The 16,429-nt window shown below is 63.0% G+C and carries 14 protein-coding genes; 13 read left to right on the top strand and 1 reads right to left on the bottom strand.

The genetic code is table 11. From position 1 onward, the window contains the following. Positions 1-48 precede the first annotated feature (48 nt). Positions 49-1,152 (top strand): ABC transporter ATP-binding protein, encoded by a 1,104-nt coding sequence (locus HF682_RS12050; protein ID WP_168877519.1) that lies wholly within the window; start codon positions 49-51, stop codon positions 1,150-1,152. A 117-nt stretch (positions 1,153-1,269) separates the two neighbouring features. Here HF682_RS12050 and HF682_RS12045 read toward each other — a convergent pair whose 3' ends face one another. Next, positions 1,270-3,747: a DNA translocase FtsK gene (locus tag HF682_RS12045; RefSeq protein WP_240947240.1), complete on the bottom strand. Its 2,478-nt coding sequence runs from the start codon at positions 3,745-3,747 to the stop codon at positions 1,270-1,272. Between the two features lie 150 nt (positions 3,748-3,897). On the opposite strand from HF682_RS12045, the gene gltX reads away from it, so the two are divergent. From gltX to HF682_RS11985, 12 genes are read left to right on the top strand one after another with little or no spacing between them, the layout of a single operon-like run. Continuing rightward, on the top strand, positions 3,898-5,292 hold the full coding sequence (gltX, locus tag HF682_RS12040; protein ID WP_168877517.1) for a glutamate--tRNA ligase: 1,395 nt from the start codon (positions 3,898-3,900) through the stop codon (positions 5,290-5,292). A 6-nt stretch (positions 5,293-5,298) separates the two neighbouring features. Then, positions 5,299-6,402: an acyltransferase family protein gene (locus tag HF682_RS12035; RefSeq protein WP_168877516.1), complete on the top strand. Its 1,104-nt coding sequence runs from the start codon at positions 5,299-5,301 to the stop codon at positions 6,400-6,402. 8 nt (positions 6,403-6,410) lie between these two features. After that, positions 6,411-6,980 carry an acyltransferase gene (locus HF682_RS12030; protein WP_168877515.1) on the top strand — a complete coding sequence of 190 codons (570 nt, stop codon included), beginning with the start codon at positions 6,411-6,413 and terminating at the stop codon, positions 6,978-6,980. 39 nt (positions 6,981-7,019) lie between these two features. Then, entirely contained in the window at positions 7,020-8,111 is a 1,092-nt protein-coding gene (locus HF682_RS12025) for a DegT/DnrJ/EryC1/StrS family aminotransferase (protein WP_168877514.1), read from the top strand. A 16-nt stretch (positions 8,112-8,127) separates the two neighbouring features. After that, complete coding sequence (locus tag HF682_RS12020) at positions 8,128-9,402, top strand: lipopolysaccharide biosynthesis protein (protein ID WP_168877513.1); 1,275 nt, start codon at positions 8,128-8,130, stop codon at positions 9,400-9,402. Then, entirely contained in the window at positions 9,399-9,953 is a 555-nt protein-coding gene (locus tag HF682_RS12015; protein WP_205882043.1) for an acyltransferase, read from the top strand. The genes HF682_RS12020 and HF682_RS12015 overlap by 4 nt, the downstream gene beginning before the upstream one ends. A gap of 1 nt (position 9,954) precedes the next feature. Then, positions 9,955-11,181 (top strand): DegT/DnrJ/EryC1/StrS family aminotransferase, encoded by a 1,227-nt coding sequence (locus HF682_RS12010; protein ID WP_168877512.1) that lies wholly within the window; start codon positions 9,955-9,957, stop codon positions 11,179-11,181. After that, complete coding sequence (locus HF682_RS12005) at positions 11,178-12,272, top strand: glycosyltransferase (RefSeq protein WP_168877511.1); 1,095 nt, start codon at positions 11,178-11,180, stop codon at positions 12,270-12,272. Before HF682_RS12010 ends, HF682_RS12005 begins: the two co-directional genes overlap by 4 nt. After that, positions 12,269-13,378: a glycosyltransferase family 4 protein gene (locus tag HF682_RS12000; protein ID WP_168877510.1), complete on the top strand. Its 1,110-nt coding sequence runs from the start codon at positions 12,269-12,271 to the stop codon at positions 13,376-13,378. Before HF682_RS12005 ends, HF682_RS12000 begins: the two co-directional genes overlap by 4 nt. After that, positions 13,375-14,628, top strand: a complete 1,254-nt coding sequence (locus tag HF682_RS11995) for a glycosyltransferase family 4 protein (RefSeq protein WP_168877509.1) — start codon at positions 13,375-13,377, stop codon at positions 14,626-14,628. Before HF682_RS12000 ends, HF682_RS11995 begins: the two co-directional genes overlap by 4 nt. Further along, positions 14,628-15,815 carry a DegT/DnrJ/EryC1/StrS family aminotransferase gene (locus tag HF682_RS11990; protein WP_168877508.1) on the top strand — a complete coding sequence of 396 codons (1,188 nt, stop codon included), beginning with the start codon at positions 14,628-14,630 and terminating at the stop codon, positions 15,813-15,815. Before HF682_RS11995 ends, HF682_RS11990 begins: the two co-directional genes overlap by 1 nt. 1 nt (position 15,816) lies before the next feature. Then, positions 15,817-16,410, top strand: a complete 594-nt coding sequence (locus HF682_RS11985) for a sugar transferase (RefSeq protein WP_168877507.1) — start codon at positions 15,817-15,819, stop codon at positions 16,408-16,410. The last annotated feature ends 19 nt before the right edge of the window (positions 16,411-16,429 follow it).

Raw genomic sequence — 16,429 nt, 5'->3', positions numbered from 1 at the left:
GGGCCAGGGTCGGTTGCGGCCCTGACAGGAAGGATGAGGAGACAGAACATGAATCAACGTGATGCGGCAGCCCGGCAATCGGCTGCCAAGCTGGAAGTGCGGGACCTGCGTTTGGCCTATGGCGATAACCCGATCCTGAAAGGCGTGTCTTTCGGGCTGGCTGCAGGTGAAGTGGTGGCGCTGCTGGGAGCCTCCGGCTCGGGCAAAACCACCTTGCTGCGTGCTGTGGCGGGGCTGGAGCAGCCCAACCATGGGCAGATCCTGCTGGATGGCAACAAGGCGCTGTTTGATGCGGCCAAAGGCATCGAGCTGCCTGCCGAGAAACGGGATCTGGGTTTGGTGTTTCAGAGCTACGCGCTGTGGCCACACCGTACCGTGCAGGAAAATGTGGCCTATGGCCTGAAGCTGCGCGGTATCGACAAGGGGGAATCCGCAGAGCGGGTGCAGCAGGCGCTGGACAATCTGAACCTGGGGCATCTGGGGCAGCGTTACCCGCATCAATTGTCCGGTGGGCAGCAGCAACGGGTAGCGATTGCCCGCGCGCTGGTGTACAACCCGCCAGTGATCCTGCTGGATGAACCGCTATCCAATCTGGATGCCGCCCTGCGGCTGGAAGCGCGAGCCTGGCTGCGGGAGCTGATCATCCGGCTCAAGCTCTCTGCCCTGGTGGTGACGCATGACCAGAGCGAGGCCATGGCCATGGCTGATCGCATCCTGCTGTTGAAGGACGGCAAGATCGAGCAGGCGGGCACACCTCAGGAACTGTATGGTCAACCACGCTCCCTGTATGCCGCCGATTTCATGGGCAGCAACAACCGGTTGGTCGGGCAGGTGGTGCAGATGGAAGGGGGGCTGGTACGGGTAGAGGGGGAGGGCTGGTCACTGTGGGGGGATCCGCGTACGCCCGTCAAAGTGGGAGACCCGGTCACGGCGTTGATCCGGCTGGAGCGGGTGCGCCCGGTGAGTGGCGCGGGTGACAACCGGCTGGCCGTCAAACCGGTGACCGGCATGTATCTGGGCGATCGCTGGGAGCTGCTGTGTGAGTCTGGCGCGCTGCGTCTGCGTGCGTTTGGCGAGGAAAACTGGCAAGTCGGGCATGATCATCTGGAGCTGCCATCCCGCCATGTCTGGGTGTTTGCCGGACAGGGCTGATGGACGGGTGCTGAGATGGCCATGAAAAAAGCGGGGACTTCCCCGCTTTTTTCATGGCCATCATGCGCTCAGGTCGCCAGGTGGTAGCCACCTTGCCCAGCTCCCGCGGTGGACGGCTTACTCCTCACGTGCCGGGACCAGCACGGTGCGGTTGCCATTGCTTTCCATCGGGCTCACCACCCCGGACATTTCCATTTGCTCGATCAGACGAGCAGCACGGTTGTAGCCGATGCGCAGTTGCCGTTGCACGGCCGAAATGGAGGCGCGGCGAGACTTCAGCACAAAGGTAACCGCTTCGTCGTATAGCGGGTCGCTTTCGCTGTCGCCTTCCAGAATGCTGCCCTTCAGGTTGTCACTGCCGCCGTCGCCGACACTGCCTTCCAGAATGCCTTCAATATAATTGGCGGCACCGTGCTGCTTGAGGTAGTCCACCACATGGTGCACTTCCTCATCGGCCACAAACGCACCGTGCAGGCGCTGCGGGTAGCCGGTGCCGGGTGGCAGGTAGAGCATGTCGCCCATGCCGAGCAGGGTTTCCGCCCCCATCTGGTCCAGAATGGTGCGTGAGTCGATCTTGCTGGAGACCTGGAACGCCACGCGGGTCGGAATATTGGCCTTGATCAGACCGGTAATCACGTCCACCGACGGCCGCTGGGTGGCCAGGATCAGGTGAATGCCTGCCGCACGGGCTTTTTGCGCCAGCCGGGCAATCAACTCTTCGATCTTCTTGCCCGCCACCATCATCAGGTCGGCCAGTTCGTCGATCACCACCACGATCATCGGCAGCGCTTCCAGCGGCTCCGGATTGTCCGGCGTCAGGGTAAACGGGTTGGTCGGGCGTTCGCCACGCTTTTCCATGTCGGCCAGCTTCTGGTTGAAGCCCGCCAGATTGCGCACCCCCATGTGCGACATCAGCTTGTAGCGCTTTTCCATCTCCGCCACGCACCAGTTCAGCGCATTGGCAGCCTGTTTCATGTCGGTCACCACCGGGGCCAGCAGATGCGGGATGCCTTCATAGACCGACATTTCCAGCATCTTCGGGTCGACCAGAATCAGCCGCACCTGCTGCGGGGTGGCCTTGTACAGCAGGCTGAGCAGCATGGCGTTGATGGCCACGGATTTACCGGAGCCGGTGGTCCCCGCCACCAGTACGTGCGGCATCTTGGCCAGATCGGTCACCACTGGCGTACCGGAAATGTCTTTGCCCATCGCCAGGGTCAACGGTGAGGTCGAGTTGCCATACACGCTGGCACACAGGATCTCCGACAGCCTGACCGTCTGCCGTTTTGGATTGGGCAGCTCCAGCGCCATATAAGTCTTGCCGGGGATGGTTTCCACCACCCGAATGGCGGCAAGCCCCAGCGCCCGCGCCAGGTCGCGGGCCAGATTGACCACCTGCGAACCTTTGACGCCGCTGGCCGGGTCGATTTCATAACGGGTAATCACCGGGCCGGGGTAGGCGGCGACCACCTGCACTTGCACGCCAAAGTCGGCCAGCTTGCGCTCGATCAGGCGCGAGGTGTATTCCAGCGTACTGGCGGCGACGGTCTCGGATTCCAAGGGTGGCATGGCCAGCAGCGAGAGCGGTGGCAGGGGGGAGTCCGGCAGGTCGCTGAACAGCGGTGCCTGCTTCTCCTTGATGGCCTGCCGTGACGGCTCGATCTTGACCGCAGGGATGGCGTCGCGGCGCGGCTGTGGTGCAGCTTCCACTACCGGCTCCGGGCGGACTGGGCGTGGGGGTGGCGCGGGTTCCGCTTCCTCTTCCTGCCAAGGCGGCAGCTCGTCAACCACATCGTCCTCGGTTTCCGGCACGGAGGTGTCGTCATCCGTGGTCAAGGGCTCCAGCTCGGCAGGGGCCGTGGGGTGGTTGAGGATCAAGGGCTCAACCCGTTCACCCGGCACCACCACTTCCACCGGCGCACGGTCTTGCTGTCGGCGTTTTTCTTCGGCCACCATCGCATCGCGTTCGGCTGCAGCGGCCTCGCCCGCCTTGCGGTCCTGATGGGTCTGCCAGATGCCGGTGATGCGCTGCAGGCTGCCTTCCAGTACATGACCCAGGCCCTCCACAAACTGCAGCCAGCTGACCCCTGCAAACAGCGACAGGCCAATGGCGATGCTGGCCAGCAGGACGAGTGTGGCACCGGTAAAGCCAAAGGTATGGGCCAGCGGCGTACTGACCGCGGCGCCGAGCATGCCGCCTGGCTCATCCGGTAGCGCGATTTTCAGGCTGTACAGGCGCAGTGATTCCAGCCCGCAACTGCCCGTCAGTGTTACGAAGAAGCCTGCCAGCGACAGCCATAAGGGGTAGCGGGGTGTGTCATCATCGCGATCCAGCCGCCGGTAGCCCCACAGGATGCCGGAGAGGCACAGCAAGACCCACCACCAGGCCGATCCGCCAAACAGGTAGAGCAGCAGGTCTGACAGCCAGGCCCCAAAGCTGCCGCCCGTGTTGTGAATCGGAGCGGGTGGTGCGCTGTGCGACCAGCCGGGGTCTGCCTGATCGTAGCTGATCAGGATCAGTACCAGATAAATGGCGGCGGCCACCAGCAGCAGCCACCACGATTCACGCAGCAGGCTGCCAAGTTGGGGCGTCATGGCTGGTTGGGCGGTGTTGCGCGTGTTGCGTTTGTTCGACGACATGCCGGATGGATATTGCTTGGACAATCTGGCGATTATAGCCGGAAGGGGAGGGCTTCACGTAAAATATCCGGTCTGAACCCTATTCATCATGATGATTGAGCTGACATGACCCCAGTCCGTACCCGTTTTGCGCCCAGCCCGACCGGCGAGCTGCACATCGGTGGTGCCCGCACCGCCTTGTTTTCCTACGCTTATGCCCGCCACCATCAGGGCGTGTTCATCCTGCGGGTGGAAGATACCGATGTCGAACGCTCCACGCCGGAATCGGTCAAGGCCATCTTCGACGGCATGCACTGGCTGGACCTCGAGTATGACGAAGGCCCGTTCTATCAGATGCAACGGATGGACCGCTACAAGGAGGTAGTGGCCGAGATGCTGAAGGCCGGAACGGCCTATTACTGCTATTGCAGCAAGGAAGAGCTGGATGCGCTGCGTGCGGAGCAGGAAGCGCGTGGCGAGAAACCACGCTACGACCGTCGCTGGCGTCCGGAGGCCGGCAAGACGTTGCCGGAGCCGCCTGCGGGCGTGCAGCCGGTGGTGCGTTTCCGCAATCCGCTGGACGGTGTGGTGGCATGGGAGGATGAGGTCAAGGGCCGTATCGAAATCAGCAATACCGAGCTGGATGACCTGATCATTGCCCGACCTGATGGCACGCCCACTTACAACTTCTGCGTGGTGGTGGACGACTGGGACATGGCGATAACCCATGTGATCCGCGGCGACGATCACGTCAACAACACCCCTCGCCAGATCAACATCCTGCAGGCACTGGGGGCGCCGCTGCCGAAATATGGCCACGTGCCAATGATCCTCGACGAAGACGGCAAGAAGCTGAGCAAGCGTACCGGTGCCGCCTCGGTGATGCAGTATTACGAGATGGGCATCTTGCCGGAAGCCTTGCTCAACTATCTGGCGCGTCTGGGGTGGGGCCATGGTGATGATGAGCTGTTCAGCCGGGCGCAACTGGTGGAGTGGTTTGATACCCGCCAGATCAGTGGTTCGCCGTCACGGCTGGACCGCAAGAAGCTGATGTGGGTGAATGCGCACTATCTGAAGCAGGCTGACGCCGGGCGCATCGCCGCGCTGGTGCGTCCCTTCCTTGAGAAAATTGGCGTGACGGTTGATGAGGCGATTGACCTGCCCGCATTGGTTGGCCTGTACAAGGAGCGGGTGGAGAACCTGTGCCAGCTGGCAGAAGCGCTGGCGTTCTGCTTCCGCACGCCAGAAGCCGACCCGGCACTGCGAGCCCAGCATTTGACCGATGCCGTGCTGCCACACCTGCCGACGCTGGTGTCCCGCCTGCAGGCGCTGGTGGACTGGAGCAAGGACAGTATTGCCGCTGAGCTCAAAGCCGTAGTGGCAGAGGCCGGTTTGAAATTCCCGCAGCTGGCCATGCCGGTACGGGTGCTGCTGTGTGGTACCACGCAAACGCCAAGCCTGGATGCCGTGCTGGCCGCCTTGCCGCGCGAGCTGGTGCTGTCACGCCTGGCGGCAGGTTAAGTGTCCATGCGCCCGCCGCAGGCCGCACCCGGACCTGATCAGGTCGAGTTTGCCCACCTGCTGCGGGGCTTGTCGGCACTGGCGGTGCTGCTGTTCCATTACGGCATTCTGTTCTGGCAACGTCCGGCGCGGGTGGCGGAACTGACCGGCATGCCGGTGCTGCCTGCCGGTATGGCGCTGTGGCCGGGGCATGCTGCCTTCCTGCAGGCGTTTTCGCTCAATCTGGGGGCGATTGCGGTAGGGGCACTATTCCTGATCAGCGGTTTTGTGCTGCCTTTCTCCTTCCGCAAGCAGGTGGATGGCGGCGGCTTCATGATCGGGCGGGCGTTTCGCATTCTGCCGACGTACTGGGCCGGGTTCGCGGTGACGCTGCTGGTGTTGTGGGCCGTGGCCGCGTGGCAGGGCCACGCTTTCCCGCATCGCCTGAAAGACGTGCTGTTACATCTGTTGCCCGGTCTGCGCGATATGCTGGGTGGTGCCAATATCGACGGTATCGTCTGGACGCTGGACATCGAGATGAAGTTCTACCTGCTGGCGCTGCTGATCATCGGGCCGCTACAGCGGGGCAGCCGCGGGCTGTTGCTGCTGCCCGCCGGTTTGCTGCTGCTGGCCACAGGCTGGCAGATGAGCGGGCATGCGGTGCCGGGAACCTTGCTGTACCTGGTGTTCGCCTGCATCGGCATCGTGTTTCACCAAGCCTACCAGCGCAACTGGCCGTGGTGGGAGTGTGTGCTGTGGATCGGGCTGGGCTTTGCCCTGTGGTTCCTGCTGGCGGCACGCTGGCTGCATTTTCCACCCAACTTGCTGCTCAGCTACGCTATTGCAGCCGGGCTGTTTGGCGGGCTGTATCTGTTGCGCGCCCATATCCGTCTGCAACGCCCCACCCGCTGGCTGGCCGATGTCAGCTACCCGCTGTACTGTGTCCATGCCGTACTGGGCTACAGCGGCCTGCGCCTCATGCTAGAATGGCAGGTTTCACCGCTGGTGGCCCTACCCTTGATGGCTGGATTGGCTCTGGGGTTGGCTGCGTTGATCCATCATCATGTTGAACTGCCTTCACATCACTGGGGCAAGCGTGTGATCCAGCGCTGGCGTGAACGCACTGCTTAGGAAGCAAAATGACCGCATATACCGTACATCCAACCGCCATTGTGGATGAAGGGGCCGAGATTGGCACCGGTAGCCGCATCTGGCATTGGGTGCATATCTGTGCCAGTGCGCGGATTGGTGAGCGGTGCTCCTTCGGGCAGAACGTGTTTGTCGGTAACGATGTGCAGATCGGCAACAACGTCAAGGTACAGAACAATGTGTCGATCTACGATGCGGTGACGCTGGAAGACGATGTGTTTTGCGGTCCGTCGATGGTGTTTACCAATGTACACAACCCGCGCAGCCATGTCACCCGCAAGCACGAATACCGCCGCACCGTGGTGCGCAAAGGTGCCAGCATTGGCGCCAATGCCACCGTGGTCTGCGGCAACGAGATCGGCGAATACGCCTTCATCGGTGCCGGTGCCGTAGTGACGCGTGATGTGCCTGCGTACGCCCTGATGGTAGGCACCCCGGCACGGCGCATGGGCTGGATGTGCCAGTGCGGTGAGAAATTGCCCAAGGGCAGCGGTGAGCTGAGCTGTGCCACCTGCGCTGCCCGCTACATGGTCGACAGCGAACGCTGCTCGCCGCTTTAACCGGATTGCAACCCTGGACCGCTCCTGGAGCCTTATTGCATGGAATTCATTGACCTGAAAAGCCAGTATCGCCACCTGAAACCGGCGATTGACCAACGTATCCAGCAGGTGCTGGACCACGGGCAGTTCATCATGGGGCCGGAGGTGGCCGAGCTGGAGGCGGTGCTGGCCGACTATGTGGGTGTCAAGCACTGTGTGGGGGTGGCCGATGGCACCACCGCATTGATGATCGCGCTGATGGCGCTGGATATCCAGCCGGGGGATGAGGTGATCACCACCCCGTTTACCTTTATCGCCACCGGTGAAATGATTGCCCTGATGGGCGCAAAGCCGGTGTTTGTGGAAATCGACCCGGTGAGCTGGAATCTGGATCCGGCCCTGCTGGAGGCGGCGATTACGCCGCGTACCCGTGCCATCATGCCGGTCAGCCTGTATGGTCAGTGTGCTGATTTTGACGCCATCAACGCGGTGGCGGCCAAACACGGCCTGCCGGTGATTGAGGACGGCGCACAGAGTTTCGGCGCACGTTACCATGGCCGCCGCTCCTGCGGTCTGAGCACCCTGGCCACCACCAGCTTCTTCCCGTCCAAGCCACTGGGTTGCTACGGTGATGGCGGTGCCTGCTTTACCAATGACGACGCGCTGGCGCAGCGCATGCGGCAGATTCGTGTGCATGGGCAGAACCGGCGCTACCACCACCCGGTGCTCGGCTTGAACGGTCGGCTGGATACCCTGCAAGCCGCCATTTTGCTCGGCAAATGGCCGACCTTTGCCGACGAAGTGGCTGCACGCGAGCGTATCGGCGCCCGTTACAGCGACAAGCTGGCCGGCATCGTCACCACACCGCAACTTGCTCCCGGCTACAGCAGCGTGTACGCACAATACACCATCGAAGTGGACAACCGTGATGCGGTGCAAGCCAGCCTGAAAGCGGCTGGCATCCCCACGGCGGTGCATTACCCGATTCCACTGCACCTGCAGCCGGTGTTTGCCGGTCTGGGGCTGGGCGCGGGCAGTTTCCCGCGTGCCGAAGCCGCTGGTCGCCGGGTGATGAGCCTGCCGATGCACCCCTTCCTCGACGAAGCCAGCCAAGACCGCGTTGTGGATGCGGTGCGGGCGGCGGTCGCCTGAGGCAGTCCTGCCCGGCATGACCGCGCAACGCGGGTTCCTCCGCAGCATCCTCACTCTGCTGACCGGTGCCACACTGGCGCAGGCGCTACCTTTGCTGGCAGCGCCTGCCTTGACACGCCTGTACAGCCCGGCAGACTTCGGTCTGTTTGCCCTGTTCAGCGGCCTGATGAGCAATATTGCGGTGATGGCGGGTGGTCGCTATGAGATGGCGATTGTGCTGCCGGAGGACGACGACGAGGCGCTGCATCTGCTGGCCCTGTCGCTGCTGATCGCCTTTGGCTGGATGCTGCTGTTGCTGCCGCTCAGTCTGGTGGAAGAAACCACCATTGCCAGGGTGCTGGGCCACCCCGAAGTGGCACACTGGCTGCCCGTGCTGGCGGTGACCGTGTTTGCGGTGGGGTGCAGCCAGTCCTTGGGGTGCTGGGCCAACCGGCGGCGCCGTGACGGGGTGATGGCCAGTTCCCGTTTCCTGCAAAGCGGTGGCACGGTGGGAACGCAGTGGTTGGCAGGCTGGACAAAGTTTGGCGCCGGTGGGCTGATCCTCGGGCAATTGCTGGGTACCCTGCTGGCGGCTGTCTGGTTGGCGGTGGATGCCTTGCGGCAAGGCGGGCACTGGCTGGCACGTTTGCGCTGGCAGCAGATCAAGGCGGTGGCCTGGCGCTATCGCGAATTTCCAACCATTAACGCCATGCACGCCTTTGTCACTGCGTTTCAGGAGACGGGGGCCTTGTGGGTGCTGTCACATGCCGGTGGTGCCAGTGCCTTGGGCTATTATGGATTGACCATCCGGGTGTTGAAAGCGCCGATCGGACTGGTGGGCGGGGTCGTTGCTCAGGTGCTGTACCAGCGCATCGCGACTGAGCGCCACGCCGGGCAGGCCATTGCCCCGCTGGTGCGGCAGATGGTGCTGATGCTGGGTGGGCTGGCGGTGGTGCCGGTGGTGATCCTGCTGCTGTGGGGCGAGCCGCTGTTTGCCCTGCTGTTTGGCGCGCAGTGGGATGCAGCGGGTCGTTACGCACAGTGGCTGGCTCCGTACATGCTGCTTTACTTCGTGGCTTCGCCACTGTCGACCCTGCCGCTGGTGCTGGGGCGGCAACGGACGGCCTTTGCCTTCGCCGTGGTCGGCATCCTGGCTTACCTGCTGGGTTTGCTGATCGGTAGTACGGTGTGGCACAACGTGGAATGGGGGCTGGGTCTGACCTCGGCACTCATGACCACCTATTTTGCCGTGTTCCTGCTCTGGCTGTGGCATATCGCCCGCCATGATGACCGGCAACGGGGGGTAGCATGAGTCTGGATCGCGTGCTGCAACGCTGGGGTTATGCCAAACGCCGACTGCGGGTGACGCTGGCACGCTGGCGGGGTGCCCGCATCGCGACAGGGGCGGGGCTCGACCAGGGCGTGCGCTTGCTGACACCATCGGCTTGCACATTGGGGGCAGGTAGCATGCTCTACCAGCAGGTGCAGGTGATGGTGACCCCGGGCGGGCAGTTCCAGCTGGGCGCACGTTCGCACCTGGCACCCTGGGGCTATCTGTTGATCGAGGATCAGTGCCTGCAGATTGGTGAGCAGGTGGCGATTGGGCCCTTTTGCAGCGTATTTTGTGTCAGCAATGTCCCCACCCTGACGCAGGCGATGGCGACGGTCAAACACAAGGCTGGCGTGACCATCGGCAATAATGTGTTCATCGGTTCGCAGTGCGTGATCCTGCCGGGCACCCTCATCGAGGATGATGTGTGCGTGGCCGCCAATTCGGTGGTGCAGGGGCGGCTGGAGCGAGGGTGGCTCTACGCGGGTAGCCCGGCGGTGAAAAAGAAACCCCTGGCAGGAGGCCCGGCCTGACATGTCGCTGGTGTGTACAGCCCTGACCTGGCCGATGTGGTGGCGCGCGCAGCTGGACCGGCTGTGGACGCCTGCCGCGCCGGCATTGCAACGCTTTCAGCAAGCGCTGGCCGACGAGCTGGGTTGCCCGACGGACGAGCTGTTGCTGTACGGTGCGGGCCGCATGGGGCTGTATGCCTGGCTGGATCAGCTGGCCCTGCAGCCCGGTGACGAAGTGATCCTGCCTGCCTATACCTGCGTGGTGGTGCCCAATGCTGCTCATTTTGCCGGGGCCACCGTGCGCTATGTGGACATCGACCCGCACACGCTGACGTATGACCTGCCACGATTGCTGGAAGCGGTGAATGCGCGGACCCGGGTACTGGTGTTGCCCGCCAATTATGGTTTGCCGCTACTGGGGCTGGACACCCTGCGTGCGCGATTCCCGCAGCTGCTGCTGGTGGCGGACCTGGCGCATGCCCTGGGCAGCATGCCCGAGCCGGTGCTGGCGACACGGTCGCTGGATGCCGCCTTTTTCAGCTTTGAATTCTCCAAGTGCCTGACCACCGGCATGGGCGGTGCGCTGTGGGTACGTGATCCGGAACTGCGTAAAACGTTGGCCAGCCAGCGCCTGCAACTGCCGGTATTCAGCTTGCGCCAGCGTCTGCAGCTAGGCATGACGGTGTTCAGCCATCTGCTGGCCGCCAGCGGCGCGGTGACACTCGGACGCTGGACACAAGGCGTGCTGCGTCGCCTCGGTCTGCTGTACGCGACCTCGGAAGAGCTATCAGGGCTACGCCCGGCACACTATCCTTTGCAGCTGCACACTGGTGCGGCCCATCTGGGCTGGCAGCAGCTGCGTGCCTATGCCGGAACCAAGCAGTTGCGACGTGAGCAGGCGATTGCCTATCAGCAGGCGCTGGCCGGGCTGGCAGGGGTCCGCTGCATGCCGGTGCCAGACGGGGCTGCCTTGCTGCGTTTCCCCCTGCTGCTGGAAGGCGCGCTCGCCGCGCGACGCAAGGCCATCATGCAGGCGCTGCAGGAAGCGACGGGTTTGCCGGTCGGGATGTGGTTCAACCACGTGGTACATCCGGTGGGCAGCAGCGGGCATGGTTATGTGGATGGGCAATGCCCACAGGGGGAGCAGGTGGCGGCGACCATGCTGAACTTGCCGCTAGGTCGCCATGTCCGCCTCAGTGCGGCACGGCTGGCACGCTTGCGGCAATGCCTGCAGGAGGCGCAGGCATGAGCCCGGTACTGGATACCCTGCTGCTGATTGGCACGCACTCCATCCATACCCATCGCTTTCTGGCCGGGATTGCGCCGCATTGCCGCCAGGTGGTGCTGATCAGCAATGGTGAGCCTGGGCCAGAGTGGTGCCCGCCCAATCTGTGTGAAGTGGTACAGGTCGATTTTGGCCTGCGTGCCTGGCGCACAGCCCGGCGTATCCGGCAGGTGATTGCGCGGTACCAGCCACAACTGGTGCATGTCCATCAAGCCAATAGCGTGGCCTGGCATGCCAGGCGAGCCCTCAAAGGCAGTGTGCTGCCGATGGTGCTGTCCTGCTGGGGCTCGGATGTGCTGCTGTTGCCAAAGCGCAGCCTGTTACACCACTGGATGGTGAGGGGCAATCTGCGGGCGGCGCGCTTGCTGACGGCGGATTCCCAGGTGCTGCTGCAGCAGGCGCAAAAGGTGGCGGGGCTAGCTGTTGCAGGACAGTGGTTGCTGTTTGGTCTGCCCGAGTTGCCGTCACCACCGCTTGATCTGGCCAGCCGCCCCAAACGCATGCTGTCCTGCCGCTTGCACAAGCCCTTGTACCGGGTGGACGCCATCTTGCGAGCGGTGGCGGTGCTGCAGCAGCGTGGGCAGTGGCAGGACTGGCAACTGGAGGTCGCCGCCAGTGGCCCGGACACCCCGGCGCTACAGGCGCTGGCCCGTGAGTTGGGATTGGGTGAGAGTGTGCAGTTTACCGGTTTCATGCCGCACGCCAAGCTGTTGCAAGCCTATGCGCGGTCCCGGCTGTTTGTCAGCGTGCCGGAGAGTGACAGCACCCCGGTCAGCCTGCTCGAAGCCATGGCCTACGGTTGCCTGCCGGTACTCTCCGATTTGCCTGCCAACCGCGAATGGGTGGAAGACGGTCAGCAAGGCTTCATTTGCCGCGACGTCAAGCAACTGACTGACGACCTGTGGCGGGCCATGCAATGGTGTGAGCAACAGCCGGAACGCTGGCAGCAGCAGATGCTGGCTAACCACCAACGCATTCGGGAAACCGCCTGGTTCCCGCAGAACATGGCGCAATGCGCCGCCTTGTACCAACGAATTCTGGAAGGGCGGGCATGAAGATCGCCGTATTGACCAGCGCTCACCCGCGCGGTGACATCCGCATTTTCGTCAAGCAGTGCCGCAGCCTGGCTGCTGGCGGACATCAGGTCACGCTGGTGGTGGCCGATGGGCTGGGCGATGCCGTGGTGGATGGTATTACGGTCAAGGATGTCGGCAAGCCGACAGGGCGCCTGCGGCGGATGACGCAGGGAATCTGGCGGGTCGGTCGCGCGGCCTGGCAGCTGCAGGCCGATGTCTACCATTTCCACGACCCGGAGCTGATCCCGGTCGGCTTGCTGCTGCGGCTGGATGATCGTCAGGTGGTGTATGACGTGCATGAGGATGTGCCCCGGCAGATTCTGGCCAAGCCCTGGATCCGCCCGGCGCTGCGGCGGGGCATTGCCCGGGTGTTCGAATGGCTGGAGGACTGGGCGGCAGGGTGCTTCTCCGCCGTGGTGGCGGCGACGCCGACCATTCGTGACCGCTTTCTGCCGCATCAGCCGCGCACGGTGGACGTCAACAACTTTCCCATCCTGTCCGAGCTGACCCCGGCGGGGGATTGGCAGGGCAAGCAGCATGCGGTGTGCTATCTGGGGGGGATTACCCGGGTGCGTGGCATCATGGAGGCGCTGGAGGCGCTGGTGCAGACCGACAGTCGCTTGCTGCTGGCGGGTGCCTTTAATGAAGCGGCACTGGAGCACGAGGCCCGCGCGCATCCCGGCTGGCAGCAAACCGACTACCTGGGGGTGGTGGATCGTGCCGGTGTGCAGCAGGTGCTGGGCCAGGCACGGGTAGGACTGGTGACGCTTCACCCAATCATTAATTACCTCGATGCCTTGCCGATCAAGCTGTTTGAATACATGGCCGCAGGCATTCCGGTGGTCGCGTCGGATTTTCCCTTGTGGCGACAGATTGTGCAGGATGCCGATTGCGGCCTGTGTGTAGACCCGCTGGACCCGGCCGCCATCTCCCAGGCCATACGCGCGCTGCTGGCAGATGAAGCACGTGCCCAGGTGTTGGGCATGAATGGACGTCGTGCGGTGGAGCAACACTATCAATGGTCGGTCGAGGCAGCGAAGCTCTTGACCTTGTACCGCCAACTGGCGCAGGCTGCTGCCGCATGAATATCCTGTATATCAACCACTACGCGGGCACGCCGCAACTGGGCATGGAATACCGGCCCTATTACATGGCGCGGGAATGGGTGCGCATGGGGCATCAGGTCACCATGGTGGCGGCTTCGTTTGCCCACACCCGCAGCCGTCAGCCGGATTGCGCCGGCAAGGTCACCGAGCAGTGGCTGGACGGTATCCGTTACCTGTGGCTGGACACGCCTCGCTATCAGGGCAATGGTGTTGGGCGGGTGCTGAACATTTTTCGTTTTGTGGGCCGCCTGTTTGGCTTGCGCCGTCACCTTGGATCGTTCAAGCCGGATGTGGTGATTGCGTCTTCCACTTACCCGCTGGATGGCTACCCGGCACGCTGGCTGGCACGGAAATACGGCGCCCGACTGGTGTTTGAGCTGCACGACCTGTGGCCGCTGTCGCCGATGGAGCTGGGCGGCATGTCGGCACGCCACCCCTTCATCATGCTGTTGCAGGCCGGGGAAAATCATATCTGCCGGCATGCCGACACGGTGGTGAGCATGCTGCCGAGAGCGTCGGACCATCTGCAGCAGCACGGCATGCCTGCCGATCGCTTCCACTATGTGCCCAATGGCATTGTGGTGGCAGACTGGCAGGAAGACTTGGGCGACTCTTTGCCAGAGCACATGGCCAGCCTGCTGCCGGAGCTGCGACGGCAAGGCCGTTTCGTCATCGGCTACGCCGGTGCCATGGGGGTGGCCAATGCGATGGAGGTGTTGCTGCATGCCGCTGCGCAGGTGAAAGACCTGCCAGTGAGCTTTGTGTTGATCGGGCATGGCCCGGAAAAACCGGCACTGCAGCGGCTGGCGCACGCGCTGGAGCTGGCCCATGTACATTTTCTGGACGCCATTCCCAAAACACAGGTGCCGAGTGCGCTGGCGTGGATGGACGGCTTGTATATTGGCTGGCAGCGTCAGCCGATCTATCGCTTCGGCATCAACCCGAACAAGCTGATGGACTACATGATGGCAGGCAAGCCGGTGCTGCACGCAGTAGAAGCGGGCAACGATGCGGTGCAGGATGCCGCCTGCGGCTTGTCCGTGCCGCCTGAAGACCCCGCTGCGCTGGCGGACGGTATCCGCCGCATGCTGGCATTGCCGGAATCCGAGCGGGACGCCATGGGCGCGCGCGGGCGTGAATTTGTCATGCAAAACCATGATTATCCTGTCCTGGCGCGCCGCTTTCTGCGCGCCATGGGCCATACTGATGATGAACAGCGGGAACCCTGATGTCTGAACACGCTACTCCATTCTTACCGTTTGCCCTGCCGGATATTGGCGAGGAAGAAATTGCCGAAGTGGTCGATGCCCTGCGTTCAGGCTGGGTGACCACCGGCCCCAAGACCCGCCAGTTCGAGGCTGACTTTGCCCAGTATCTGGGCAGTAGTGAGGCGGACCCATTGCAAGCCATCTCGGTCAACTCGGCCACCGCTGGTTTGCATCTGGCGCTGGAGGCCATCGGCATTCAGCCCGGCGATGAAGTGATCACCACCCCCTACACCTTTACGGCCAGTGCCGAGGTGATTCGCTATCTGGGCGCACACCCGGTGTTCGTGGACATTGACCCGGCCACCTTCAATATCGACCCGGAGAAGATTGAGGCCGCCATCACCCCGCGCACCCGCGCCATCATCCCGGTGCATTTTGCCGGTCTGGCCTGCGACATGACCCGCATCCTGCAGCTGGCACGCCAGCATGGGCTGAAGGTGGTGGAAGACGCGGCGCATACCTTGCCCTCGCGCCATCGCGGTGCCTTGATTGGTACCTTGCAAAGCGATGCCACGGTGTTCAGTTTCTACGCCACCAAGACCATTACCACCGGTGAAGGTGGCATGGTGGTGATGCGGGACAAGGCGCTGGCGCAACGCTGCCGCACCATGCGTCTGCATGGCATCAACCGCGATGCCTTCGACCGCTATGTGTCCAAGACCCCGGCCTGGTACTACGAAGTCGTCGCGCCGGGCTTTAAGTACAACCTGACCGATATTGCCTCGGCACTGGGGATCCAGCAGCTGAAAAAAGCCGACCGCTTCCAGCAGCGGCGTCAGCAGATGGCCGAGCGCTATAACGCAGCATTGGCTGACCTGCCGCTGATCCTGCCGCCCAAGGCGACGATAGCCGGTGACAGCCATTCCTGGCACCTGTATGTGCTGCAAGTTCGGCCCGAGGCGGGTATCAACCGGGATCAGCTGATCCAGGCGATGGCGGATCGTGGCATCGGCTGCAGCGTACATTTCATCCCGCTGCACCTGCAGCCGTACTGGCGTGATACTTATGCGCTGAAGCCGGAAGATTTCCCGCACGCGCTGCAGGTGTATCAGGGCGCGTTCAGCCTGCCGCTGTATACCCGCATGAGCGATGCAGACGTCGAGCGGGTGATTGCCGCGCTGCGGGACATTCTGCGTTCGGCTGCCTGACATGCCAAAGCGTGTATTTGACCTGCTGGCGGCAGGCTGTGGAGTGTTACTGCTGCTGCCCGTGTTGCTGCTGATCATGTTGTGGATCAAGCTGGATTCGCCGGGACCGGTGTTTTTCCGTCAGGAGCGGGTAGGGCGCTTTGGCAAGCCCTTCCGTATTCACAAGTTCCGTACCATGTATGTGGATGCGGAAGCGCGTGGCTTGCAGTTGACCGTCGGCGCGGATCCCAGGGTGACCCGCAGCGGCCAGTTTCTGCGCCACTACAAGCTGGACGAACTGCCGCAGTTGCTGGACGTGCTGCTGGGGCAGATGAGCCTGGTGGGTCCGCGTCCGGAAGTGCCGCGCTATGTGGCCCATTACCCGGCAGACGTGCGCGACAAGGTGTTGTCGGTCCGCCCGGGCCTCACCGACCTCGCCAGCATCGAATACCGCCATGAAAACCGGCTGCTGGGGGAATCCAGTGATCCGGAGCACACCTATCTGCACGAGGTGATGCCAAACAAGTTGCGCATCAACCTGCAGTACGTGGACAATCACGGATTATTCAGTGACATCGGCATCTTGTGGCGTACGCTGCAGGTGCTGTTCCGGTAACCACCATGCATCCCATGCT

Source organism: Leeia aquatica, from assembly GCF_012641365.1.
Lineage (GTDB): Bacteria > Pseudomonadota > Gammaproteobacteria > Burkholderiales > Leeiaceae > Leeia > Leeia aquatica.
Note: the sequence above shows the minus strand (reverse complement) of the source record. Positions and strands in the feature narration are given on the sequence as shown.